The following is a 10,201-nucleotide window of genomic DNA, read 5'->3' as shown; positions in this document are numbered from 1 at the left end:
GAACTGCGGGCGGTCCGCTCCCGTTTTCAGGACAGAGAGCGGCAGTGGCCGCGAAGGAGGCGACGGAGATGTCGAAGAGCACGAAGATCGTCGCGGGGGGTGCGGCCATCGGGATCGTCCTGCTGATCCTGCTGCCGTTCCCCTTCTGGGCCAATCTCCTGATAGTCCTGGGGATCCCCACGGCCGCGTACCTCGCGCTGGACCCCTCGCAGCGCCGCAGGCTGCGCGGGGTCGGCCGCAAGGAGCTCGGCCGCTGAGCCGTCACCGGCCCGCGGGCGCGGGCCGGTGCGGCGCATGAGGCTCGGGCCGAGGGATCAGTTCGGGCGTACGGCGATCTTGTCGAGGGATTCCAGGAGGCCGGGCAGTTCCGGTCCCCGGCCCACGGGCAGCACCTCGCCGGGTTCCTCGTCGAGAAGCACGAACGCGATGTCGTCGGTCCTGGCCACCATCGACCAGCCGGGACCGTCGGCACGCAGGGTCCGGGCACCTCCCGGCGCGAACGAGGAGCGGACCCGGCCAAGGGGCGGTGGGGAGTCGACATAGGCGCGTGCCTCCGCGAGCACACGGCGGATGCCCGTGCGAGGCGTGCCCTCGTTCTGACCGGAGCCGGAGGCCCCTGTGGCCTGCCCGGCGTCACCGGCCGCCGGCCGGCCGGAGCCGTCCTGTCCGGCGAAGGCGTCGTCGTCGATCTGCTCCCGCCACATCGCCCACTGCAGCGCGATCTCGTCGGCACCCAGGCGCCGCTGCGCGGGGCCCCAGACGCCGGTGTCCGGCGGGCTCAGCGGGGGCAGGTCCGAAACCTCCGGATCGGGGTCGTGCGGGGCCGGCACCCCCGGGGCCGCCACGGCGACCGCGAGAGGCCAGCCCGGCAGCGCGGCCACGACCGAGTCCTCGTCGGGCGACAGGTCGTACTCCATACCGCAGTCCCACGACGCGATGGCCACCGCGACCAGCGACACGTCGTCCACCGCCACCGTCCACCGGGCACCCTCACCGTCCTGGCCCAGGACGATGCCGTACCCGTCGGCGAGCGGGGCGAGGCCGAGGGCCGCGCAGGCCTCCGGGTAGTCGTCGCCCAGCACGCTCGGGAAGTTCGCGGGCGTGAGCAGTACCGCCGTCAGCACATACAGCGCGTCGTCGTCCCCGGCGGTGACGGCATCGTCGTCCGTCCCGGCCATGCCGGCCTCCCATTGCTCTCGCTCGTCCGTCGGCGCACCCTAATGCGCCCGACGGGCCCTTGTCACGAGCGTGAACCCCGTGCGGAGCTGCGGATGTCCGGGCGGACAGGGCGAATCGACCGGAGACCCTCACCCCTTCAGGCGGCGGGTAGCCCCAGGAGCGACCGGGCGACCGTCTGCGGAGACTCGTCCCGCTCCCGTGCGAGTGCGATCACCGCCCGGCACGCCAGCTCGCTGACCCCGAACGACAGGGCCTCGGGCGACACCCAGGTGACCGCCTCGTCGATCTGCTCCTGGTCGTCGTCGGCGCACGCCGAGATGTAGACGGCGGCCGCCTCGAACAGGTTGTGGGTGCGCTTGGCCTCCCGCGAGGTGGTCTCCGTGCGCAACGAGTCGAGAAATCTGCCGAAGGACTTGCGAACGCTGCCGAACATATGGGCTACCTACCCCCGTGTCGGTGTCACAGCTCGTCCTCTCAACCTAGAGACCGAGGTGCGGCCACAGAAGGGGGAGTGCGGGGTGAAGCGCTGCGAACGGCACATTCAGGACTCGGGACGGCATGTCCCGGCCGGTGCCGGGGGTCAGCCGACGCGCGCGGCGAGCGCGAGGAAGCGGGTCTCCTCGTCGGCGTACGACGTCATGTGCCAGCCCGCGCCGGCCAGCAGCGGCCCGAGGTTCACCTCTGCTCGCAGGTCCCCGGGGGTGAGCCGCCGTCCCTGCCGCGCGGCGAGCGCGGCCCGGCCGATGGGGTGGAAGAGCGCCAGTGTGCCGCCCGGCCGGACCACTCGTGCCAGCTCCCGCAGGTTCTCGGTGGGGTTCGGGAGATGCGCCACGAGTCCCGCGGCGAACACCGCGTCGAGGGACTCCGTCCGCACCGGCAGCGCGGCCACGTCGGCGACCAGCAACTGCCCGTCGCCGTCCCGTCCGGCCCTTGCGGCCGCCTCCAGCATGGCGGGTGTCAGATCGGCCCCGAGCACCACCCCGGCAGGCCCCACGGCCGCGCGCAACGGTGTCAGGGCCCGTCCCGTGCCGCATCCCGCGTCGAGCACCCGGTCACCCGCGCCCAGACCGAGTTCGGCGACCGCGGCGGCGTAGGCGGGCCCGTCGTCGGGGAACCGGGCGTCCCAGTGCGCGGCCCGCGCCGTGAAGAACTCCTGGACGTGTGTGTGGTCGTCGCTCATGCTCCGCATGATCCCTCACCGGAACGGCGCATGGACTGACGCGCATGTTCGGGCGGCAGGCGATCGTTCCAGTGCATATATGCGCCACATTCCAGAACCTTTCGAAATGCGCCCCCTGTGTGCTCCTGTGCTCCCACTAGCGTCCCTGAGCCATGGGACACCTGGACCACGCCACCTTCGGCTGGCTGACCCCCGTGCTGTCGTACGTCATGGCCTCCATCGGTGCCGCGCTCGGACTGCGCTGCACGGTCCGCGCGCTCGGCGCCACCGGGAGGTCCCGCCGCAACTGGCTCGTCACCGCGGCCTCGGCCATCGGTACCGGCATCTGGACCATGCACTTCGTGGCGATGCTCGGCTTCGGTGTCAGCGGCACCGAGATCCGCTACGACGTGCCGCTGACCGTCCTGAGCCTGCTCGTCGCCATGATCGTGGTCTGCGCCGGGGTCTTCGCCGTCGGCTACAGCCCGAACCGCGCCCGCGCGCTGCTGCTCGGCGGGCTCACCACCGGCCTGGGCGTCGCCAGCATGCACTACCTGGGCATGGCGGCCGTACGCCTGCACGGCGACGTGACCTACGACCCGGCGCTGGTCGCGCTCTCCGTCGTGATCGCCGTGGTCGCCGCGACCGCCGCCCTCTGGGCGGCGCTCAACATCGAGTCGCCCGTCGCGGTCACCGCCGCCTCCCTGGTCATGGGAGGAGCGGTGAGCAGCATGCACTACACCGCGATGTGGGCGGTGCGGGTGGAGGTCGCCCCGTCGGGGGCGGTGCTGCCCGGGGCCACGGCGATGCAGTTCATCTTCCCCCTCGCCGTCGGCCTCGGGTCCTACCTCTTCCTCACCTCGGCGTTCGTCGCGCTGTCACCCACGGCCGGGGAACGTGAGGCATCCGCGTCGGCCCAGCGGCCGGTCGGGAACGCCGCCGCCCACTAGTCGCGCGGTCCTCTCCGAGCTCCGTCCGTCAGCCGTGCGCGGCTGCCTGCGAGACCGCTCCGAACCACTCCGATCGAGGAGGCCATGCGTACACCCCGCAGGACCCCGACAGCCGGCGCCGAGGCGCCGTCCCAGCCCGCGATACGCGGCCGCCGAGCCCACGCGGGCCCTCCGGCCGACGAACGCCTCGACCCCGACGAGGCGGAGGCCGTGACCCTCGGGCCGCCCACGCGCGCGGGGCGATGGCATCTGCGCCCCCGCACCGTCCGGGCCAAGATCGTCTGCCTGCTGATGGTGCCCGTCGTCTCCCTGCTCGCCCTGTGGGCGTACGCCACCGTCACCACCGCCCAGGACGTGGCCGGCTTCCGGCAGACACAGCGCGTCGACGCCTCCGTGCGCGGCCCGGTCGCCGACGCCGTCGAAGCGCTCCAGGAAGAGCGCGTGGCCGCCGTACGGTACGCCACCGCGCCCTCGGCGGAACGGGAGAGCGCGCTGCGGAGGCTGTCCCAGCGCACCGAACGGGCGGTCGACGCGCTGCGCCTCGGCGACCGGCACACCATCGCCGACGGCACCGACCTGCCCCCGGCGGTGGCCGAACGCCTCGCCGCCTTCGTGACCGGAGCCGAACAACTGCGCGCGCTGCGGACCTCGGTGCTCGACCACCGCAGCGGCTGGGCCGAGACCTACGAGCGGTACACCAGGACCGTTTCCACCGCCTTCGGCGTGGGAGGCGCGCTCACCGGCGTCCAGGACCCCGGCCTCGGCTCCGACGCGCGCGTGCTGCTGGAGTTCTCCCGCGCGGGCGAGGCCCTGGCCCAGGAGGACTCACTCCTGGCCGGCGCCCGCCTGGCCGGAACCCTCGACCGTGAGCGGCTGCGCCTGTTCACCGGAGCCGTCGACACCCGCCGCACCCTGGCCGAGGCCGCCGGTGCGGATCTGCGCGGCCCCGAACGCGCCGCCTGGCAGGAACTCGCCCACGAGAGCGCCTATGCCGACCTGCGCGCCGTCGAGGACAAGGTGCTCACGAGCCACCCGGGCGTCCGCGCGCTCCGCGCCGCTCCCGAAGCGGCCTGGACGTCCGCCCACGCGCGCGTGCGCGACGACATGCGCGGCATCGAGGCCGCCGCCGGACACGAAGCCGCCGACCGGGCCGACCCGTTCACCCGCGCCCTGCTCACCCCGGCGGGCGCCGCGGTCCTCCTCGGTCTCGCCGCCGTCGTCGCCTCGCTCGTCATCTCCGTGCGCATCGGACGAGGGCTCGTCGTCGAGCTGGTCGGCCTGCGCAACGGCGCCCTGGAGATCGCCCGCCGCAAACTGCCCCACGCCATGCGGAGACTGCGGGCCGGTGAGGAGATCGACGTCGACGCCGAGGCCCCGCCCGGACCTCCCGCCGAGGACGAGACCGGCCAGGTCGCCGAGGCCCTCGGCACCGTGCACCGGGCGGCCCTCCGCGCCGCGGTCGAGCGCGCCGAACTCGCCGGCGGCATCTCCGGCGTCTTCGTGAACCTCGCCCGCCGCAGCCAGATCCTCGTACACCGCCAACTGAGCCTGCTCGACAGCATGGAACGCCGCTCCGACGACCCCGACGAACTCAGCGACCTCTTCCGCCTCGACCACCTCACCACCCGGATGCGGCGCCACGCGGAGAGCCTGATCATCCTCTCCGGAGCCGCGCCGGGCAGGGCGTGGCGCATGCCCGTCTCCCTGACGAACGTGGTCCGCGCGGCCGTCTCCGAGATCGAGGACTACGCGCGCGTGGAGGTACGGCAGCTCCCCGAGGCGAAGATCGTCGGTACGGCGGTCGCCGACCTCACCCACCTCCTGGCGGAACTGGTGGAGAACGCGGCCCAGTTCTCCCCGCCCCACACACGCGTGCGGATCACCGGGGAGCCGGTGGGCAACGGATACGTCGTGGAGGTCGAGGACCGCGGGCTCGGCATGGGCAAGGAGACCCGCACCGAGGCCAACCGCCGCATCGAACAGTCCGAGGCCCTCGACCTGTTCGACAGCGACCGCCTCGGCCTGTTCGTGGTGAGCAGGCTCTCCGCCCGCCACGGCGTCAAGGTCCATCTGCGGACCTCGCCCTACGGCGGCACCACCGCGGTGGTCCTCCTGCCCACCGCCCTGCTGAACAGCGGCGTGCCGGAACGTTCCCCCCGCGCCGCCGCCGAGGCCTCTCCACGGAGCGAGGAACGCGCGTACGCGCGCGTGGCCGCCGGGCACCAGGAACCCGTCGAGCGGGCCGCCGACCGGCGCGCCCTCATGGCCCCCGTCGCCTCCACCACACCCGGTCGGACTACGGCGGACGGCCCGCCCGAGCCACCTCCCGGCGTCACCGCCCTGCGACCCCACCGACACCAGCCCGAACCGGAACACCCCGACGAACTGCCGCGCCGTGTACGCCAGGCGCACCTCGCCCCGCAGCTGCGCGAACAGCACACCGGGCAACCCGCCCAGGCCGCCACCGCCCCGGCGGACGACGTACGCACCCCGGAACTCGTACGCGACCGTATGACGGCCTACCGCGACGGCTGGGCCCGAGGCGGCGGCAGGGCACCCGGCAAAGGCGTCACCCCCGGCCCCGTGACGGGCAGCGACAGCAGCGAAGGAGACCCCGCATGATCCAGGACCCGAGCACCAGGGCCACCGAACGGTCCGGTGAACTCGACTGGCTGCTGGACGACTTGGTACTGCGCGTGCGCGAGGTACGGCACGCCGTGGTGCTGTCCAACGACGGGCTCGCGGTCGGTGCCTCCAGCGACCTCAAGCGCGAGGACGCCGAGCACCTCGCCGCTGTCGCCTCCGGTTTCCACAGCCTCGCCAAGGGCACGGGCCGTCACTTCGGTGCCGGCGGCGTACGCCAGACCATGGTGGAGATGGACGACGGCTTCCTCTTCGTGGCCGCCGCGGGAGACGGCTCCTGCCTGGCCGTCCTCACCTCCGTCACGGCCGACATCGGCCTGGTGGCCTACGAGATGGCACGGCTGGTGAAGCGCGTCGGGGAGCACCTGTTCACACCGACCCGCACCGGCGCCCGCCCGCCTGCGGCCGGATGAACCAGGGACGGGTCGCACTCATGACCGAGGGCAGCGCAGGCGCCTCGCACGAGCCGTCGGGCAGCCGGTGGTACGACAGCGAGGCCGGGCCCCTCGTCCGCCCCTACGCCATGACGGGCGGACGCACCAGGCCCGGGCCGAGCGGTGCCCGCTTCGACCTGATCGCCCTGGTCTCCCTCGACACTGGCGCGCCCGGGGCCGGCGACGACACCCCGCTCGGCCCGGAACACCGTTCGCTCGTGGAACTGTGCCGGACCGAGACCCAGTCGGTCGCCGAACTCGCCGCCGGCGCGGACCTGCCCGTCGGCGTGGTGCGGGTGCTCCTCGGCGACCTCCTGGAACTGGGCCGCGTCACCGTCAGCCGCCCCGTCCCGCCCGCGCAACTGCCGGACGAACGGATCCTGCGCGAGGTGATCGAGGGGCTGAGAGCGCTGTAGATGAACAAGCCCATGGGGCCGACCCGTATCGACTTGCGCATCCAACCCGGCACCGAATATGCGCGAAGCGGTCAGCGACAGGAAAAACCGGTCCAACGCCACACGGACGAGTGGCAGTTGCCATGATGCTGACTTCCCACCGCCGAACCCATGTCGACCGCGGCCGACACTCCCGAGAGAAGTGATCGATGGTCTCCGAGCACTCCGATGAGACAGACGGCGACACGGGCGCCCTGGCACTGAAGATCCTCGTCGCCGGCGGATTCGGCGTGGGCAAGACCACGCTGGTCGGCGCCGTCAGCGAGATCAGGCCGCTGCGCACCGAGGAACTGCTGAGCGAGGTGGGCCAGTCCGTGGACGACACCGACGGGGTGGACCAGAAGGTCACCACCACCGTCGCCATGGACTTCGGACGCATCACCATCAGGTCCGGGCTCTCGCTGTATCTGTTCGGCACCCCGGGCCAGGACCGGTTCTGGTTCCTGTGGGACGAGTTGGCGCAGGGGGCGTTGGGCGCCGTCGTCCTCGCGGACACGAGGCGACTCCAGGACTGCTTCCCGGCCGTCGACTACTTCGAGCACCGCCACATCCCGTTCGTGGTCGCCGTCAACTGTTTCACCGGCGCCCGCGCCTACGGCGTTCCCGACGTCACCCGTGCCCTCGACCTCGACCAGGGCACTCCCGTGGTCCTCTGCGACGCCCGGGACCGCGACTCCGGGAAGGAAGTGCTGATACGGCTCGTCGAATACGCCGGACGGATGCACACCGCCCGACTGCTCGACTCCGTGGGCTGAAGCGGCGTCAACCTGCCTCTGCCTGGCCGGTTTCCGTCCCTTGACAGTGCTGTTTCGGGTGGGGAAGCCCCCGTTGTCGCCCTTCGCGAAGAAGGCCCGCCATTCCTTGTCGGTCATCTTCCCTGCCATGTCCCCCTGCTGCTTGCTCCGGCGGCGGCAGTGGGGAAGGCTGAATCGTCGGATCCTCCTTGCCAGGGAGAACGACACAACGGGGAGTACGAGCGATGGCTCAGAACGCGGGACTCGGTTGGCTGCTGGACGACCTGACCGAGCGCGTGGAACCCGTACGGCACGCCGTGGTGCTGTCCAACGACGGACTCGTCACCGCGGCGAGCACCGGTCTGCGGCGCGAGGACTCCGAACACCTCGCCGCGGTCTCCTCGGGGCTGCACAGCCTGGCCAAGGGCTCGGGCCGCCACTTCGGCGCCGGTGACGTCCGGCAGACGATGATCGAGTTCGACGACGCGGTGCTCTTCGTCACCGCGGCGGGACCGGGCAGCTGTCTGTGCGTGCTCAGCGCCGCCGAGGCGGACATCGGTCAGATCGCCTACGAGATGACTCTGCTGGTGAACCGCGTCGGAGAACATCTCGGGGTCGACGCCCGCCGGCCCGAACGTTCCGCGGTGATGGATCGCTGACCTGCGGGTTCATCGGTTGCGGGTGGAGTTATCCACAGGCCCGCCCCGACTTTCGGCGAACGGGCTACGGTTTTTCCCGAGGCGAGCGCGAGTCCGGCGCGAGCACCGCACCGCACGGGGGAGACCACCATGTCCGACCACACCGTCACACCACCCGCCACCCATGCCACGGCCACCCGGCCCGACCCGCGCACCCCGTCGAGCGGCCTCCGGGCGAGCACCGGAGCGGCCCGCCGTACGCTCGCGCTCGGCCGCGCCGCCCGGGAGCTGGGCCTGAAACGAAGCCAACTCGACCTCGCCGTACAACTGGGCTGCCTGCGGACTGTGATCGACGACGGAGGGGGAGCCCGTCGGGTCGCCCAGGCGGAGATCGACCGGCTCCGCGCCGAGCAGGGCTTCCCCGAGACACTGCGCGCACGCGTCGACGCCCTGGGCTCCGCCGACAGCGCCGAGATCCTGGGCGTACCGGTCTCACGGTTCATGCGGCTCGCACGCCTGGGGGTGGTCACACCCGTCAAGTTCTACCTGAACCGCTACCGCGCCGTGGTCTGGCTCTATCTGGCGGCCGATCTACGGGAGTTCGCGGCCGACGAGCAGAACGCACCCTGGCTGACCGGCCGTGTCCCGGAAGAGCTGAGGCGTCAGCTGGACGCCGGGCTGGACCTGCGCCCCCGGAACTGGCGTGGCCGCCGACTCGGAATCCTCCTGCGACAGGCCGACGACCCCTGGCAGCGGGCCGCCGCCCCGGCCGCCCTGCTCGATCCGGTCCAGGTCGCCGAGATCGTCCAGGATCCCTACGAGCGCGCCCACTTGAACCGCCACCTGCCCGCGCGGGCCGACCACGGCCCGCCCGACGCCCCCGCCGCACAGATCACCGCGCGGATCATGACGGCGGACGACCCCGATGAGATCGCATGGCTGACGGCGAACCTCCGGCAGCTCCTCGCCGAGGCCCGTGCCCACCGGCTCGCCCCGAGGCCCCGGCGCACCGTGCCCCCTCAAGGAGGGCGGCGTCCCGGGAAGGCCCGGCCGACGGCCGGCACGGCGCCCGAGGGGCGACGCGGCCTGCTGGGCTGGCTCCGGCGCGGAAACCGCTGACCGCCGGTCAGGCGCCGAGCTTGCGGAACAGCCCTTCCTGGACGACCGATACGAGCAGACGCCCTTCCAGGTCGTAGATACGCCCGCGGGCCAGTCCGCGACCGCCCACCGCGATCGGGGACTCCTGGTCGTACAGGAACCACTCGTCCGCGCGGAACGGCCGGTGGAACCACATGGCGTGGTCCAGCGACGCCATGTCGAAGCCACGCGGACCCCACAGGGGCTCGACCGGGATACGGACGGCGTCCAGCAGAGTCATGTCGCTGGCGTACGTCAACGCGCAGGTGTGCACGAGCGGGTCGTCCCCCAGGGTGCCCACGGCCCGCATCCACACCGCGCTGCGCGGCTCGGCGTGCTCGACCTCCTCGGGGGTCCAGCGCAACCGGTCGACATACCGGATGTCGAAGGGCTGCCGCCGGGCCATGCGCTCCAACTGCTCCGGGAGCGCGCCGAGATGCTCGGTGATCTCCTGCGACACCGTCGGCAGCGACTCCGGGTCCGGCACCTTCCGGGCCGGCGGCAGCTGGTGCTCGAAGCTCCCCTCTTCAGGCTTGTGAAAGGAGGCGGTCAGATTGAAGATCGTGCGGCCCTGCTGCACGGCGGTGACCCGGCGCGTGGTGAACGACCGCCCGTCGCGGACCCGTTCGACCTGGTACACGATCGGCACGCCCGGACGGCCCGGACGCAGGAAGTACGCGTGCAGTGAGTGCACCGGCCGGTCGCCCTCGGTGGTGCGCCCGGCGGCCACCAGCGCCTGGCCGGCGACCTGGCCGCCGAAGACCCGCTGCAGGGACTCCTGCGGGCTGCGGCCGCGGAAGATGTTGACCTCGATCTGCTCCAGGTCGAGCAGGTCGACGAGCCGCTCGGCGGGGTTGGTCGTCATGTGCTGG

At 72.4% G+C, this 10,201-nt stretch carries 12 protein-coding genes; 8 read left to right on the top strand and 4 right to left on the bottom strand.

Annotation, left to right across the window (positions count from 1 at the left end; translation table 11 throughout):
• Nucleotides 1–44: 44 nt before the first annotated feature.
• Entirely contained in the window at nt 45–257 is a 213-nt protein-coding gene (locus tag J8M51_RS10015; protein ID WP_107473691.1) for a hypothetical protein, read from the top strand.
• Nucleotides 258–314: 57 nt separating this feature from the next.
• On the opposite strand, the gene J8M51_RS10010 is transcribed toward J8M51_RS10015, so the two are convergent.
• The 3 genes from J8M51_RS10010 to J8M51_RS10000 form a co-directional block, all read right to left on the bottom strand.
• Nucleotides 315–1,178: a hypothetical protein gene (locus J8M51_RS10010; RefSeq protein ID WP_086754825.1), complete on the bottom strand. Its 864-nt coding sequence runs from the start codon at nt 1,176–1,178 to the stop codon at nt 315–317.
• 137 nt (nt 1,179–1,315) lie between these two features.
• Nucleotides 1,316–1,612 (bottom strand): hypothetical protein, encoded by a 297-nt coding sequence (locus J8M51_RS10005; RefSeq protein WP_086754826.1) that lies wholly within the window; start codon nt 1,610–1,612, stop codon nt 1,316–1,318.
• Nucleotides 1,613–1,759: 147 nt separating this feature from the next.
• Nucleotides 1,760–2,368 carry a class I SAM-dependent methyltransferase gene (locus J8M51_RS10000; protein ID WP_179203009.1) on the bottom strand — a complete coding sequence of 203 codons (609 nt, stop codon included), beginning with the start codon at nt 2,366–2,368 and terminating at the stop codon, nt 1,760–1,762.
• A 143-nt stretch (nt 2,369–2,511) separates the two neighbouring features.
• On the opposite strand from J8M51_RS10000, the gene J8M51_RS09995 reads away from it, so the two are divergent.
• The 7 genes from J8M51_RS09995 (at nt 2,512) to J8M51_RS09965 (ending at nt 9,311) form a co-directional block, all read left to right on the top strand.
• A complete protein-coding gene (locus J8M51_RS09995) occupies nt 2,512–3,288 on the top strand; it encodes an MHYT domain-containing protein (RefSeq protein ID WP_086754828.1) in 777 nt (258 codons plus the stop codon).
• Between the two features lie 84 nt (nt 3,289–3,372).
• Complete coding sequence (locus J8M51_RS09990) at nt 3,373–5,910, top strand: sensor histidine kinase (RefSeq protein ID WP_086754829.1); 2,538 nt, start codon at nt 3,373–3,375, stop codon at nt 5,908–5,910.
• On the top strand, nt 5,907–6,344 hold the full coding sequence (locus J8M51_RS09985) for a roadblock/LC7 domain-containing protein (RefSeq protein WP_086754830.1): 438 nt from the start codon (nt 5,907–5,909) through the stop codon (nt 6,342–6,344). The genes J8M51_RS09990 and J8M51_RS09985 overlap by 4 nt, the downstream gene beginning before the upstream one ends.
• Before the next feature lie 20 nt (nt 6,345–6,364).
• Nucleotides 6,365–6,781, top strand: coding sequence for a DUF742 domain-containing protein (locus tag J8M51_RS09980; protein WP_086754831.1), 417 nt, complete (start codon nt 6,365–6,367; stop codon nt 6,779–6,781).
• Nucleotides 6,782–6,969: 188 nt separating this feature from the next.
• Nucleotides 6,970–7,575 carry a GTP-binding protein gene (locus J8M51_RS09975; RefSeq protein WP_086754832.1) on the top strand — a complete coding sequence of 202 codons (606 nt, stop codon included), beginning with the start codon at nt 6,970–6,972 and terminating at the stop codon, nt 7,573–7,575.
• A gap of 224 nt (nt 7,576–7,799) precedes the next feature.
• Nucleotides 7,800–8,213, top strand: a complete 414-nt coding sequence (locus J8M51_RS09970; protein ID WP_086754833.1) for a roadblock/LC7 domain-containing protein — start codon at nt 7,800–7,802, stop codon at nt 8,211–8,213.
• Between the two features lie 129 nt (nt 8,214–8,342).
• On the top strand, nt 8,343–9,311 hold the full coding sequence (locus tag J8M51_RS09965; RefSeq protein WP_086754834.1) for a DUF6397 family protein: 969 nt from the start codon (nt 8,343–8,345) through the stop codon (nt 9,309–9,311).
• Between the two features lie 7 nt (nt 9,312–9,318).
• On the opposite strand, the gene J8M51_RS09960 is transcribed toward J8M51_RS09965, so the two are convergent.
• Nucleotides 9,319–10,194: an acyl-CoA thioesterase gene (locus tag J8M51_RS09960; protein ID WP_086754835.1), complete on the bottom strand. Its 876-nt coding sequence runs from the start codon at nt 10,192–10,194 to the stop codon at nt 9,319–9,321.
• Between the last annotated feature and the right edge of the window lie 7 nt (nt 10,195–10,201).

Origin of the sequence: Streptomyces griseiscabiei (genome assembly GCF_020010925.1) — a bacterium.
Taxonomy (GTDB): Bacteria; Actinomycetota; Actinomycetes; order Streptomycetales; family Streptomycetaceae; genus Streptomyces; species Streptomyces griseiscabiei.
The sequence above is the reverse complement of the archived record's forward strand: the minus strand, read 5'-3'. Positions and strand labels throughout refer to the sequence as shown.

What these genes read in the sequence shown, in the direction of transcription:
- J8M51_RS10010 (WP_086754825.1), bottom strand. Translation starts at nt 1,178, where the DNA reads ATGGCCGGGACGGACGACGATGCCGTCACCGCCGGGGACGACGACGCG.
- J8M51_RS10005 (WP_086754826.1), bottom strand. Translation starts at nt 1,612, where the DNA reads ATGTTCGGCAGCGTTCGCAAGTCCTTCGGCAGATTTCTCGACTCGTTG.
- J8M51_RS10000 (WP_179203009.1), bottom strand. Translation starts at nt 2,368, where the DNA reads ATGCGGAGCATGAGCGACGACCACACACACGTCCAGGAGTTCTTCACG.
- J8M51_RS09995 (WP_086754828.1), top strand. Translation starts at nt 2,512, where the DNA reads ATGGGACACCTGGACCACGCCACCTTCGGCTGGCTGACCCCCGTGCTG.
- J8M51_RS09990 (WP_086754829.1), top strand. Translation starts at nt 3,373, where the DNA reads ATGCGTACACCCCGCAGGACCCCGACAGCCGGCGCCGAGGCGCCGTCC.
- J8M51_RS09985 (WP_086754830.1), top strand. Translation starts at nt 5,907, where the DNA reads ATGATCCAGGACCCGAGCACCAGGGCCACCGAACGGTCCGGTGAACTC.
- J8M51_RS09980 (WP_086754831.1), top strand. Translation starts at nt 6,365, where the DNA reads ATGACCGAGGGCAGCGCAGGCGCCTCGCACGAGCCGTCGGGCAGCCGG.
- J8M51_RS09975 (WP_086754832.1), top strand. Translation starts at nt 6,970, where the DNA reads ATGGTCTCCGAGCACTCCGATGAGACAGACGGCGACACGGGCGCCCTG.
- J8M51_RS09970 (WP_086754833.1), top strand. Translation starts at nt 7,800, where the DNA reads ATGGCTCAGAACGCGGGACTCGGTTGGCTGCTGGACGACCTGACCGAG.
- J8M51_RS09965 (WP_086754834.1), top strand. Translation starts at nt 8,343, where the DNA reads ATGTCCGACCACACCGTCACACCACCCGCCACCCATGCCACGGCCACC.
- J8M51_RS09960 (WP_086754835.1), bottom strand. Translation starts at nt 10,194, where the DNA reads ATGACGACCAACCCCGCCGAGCGGCTCGTCGACCTGCTCGACCTGGAG.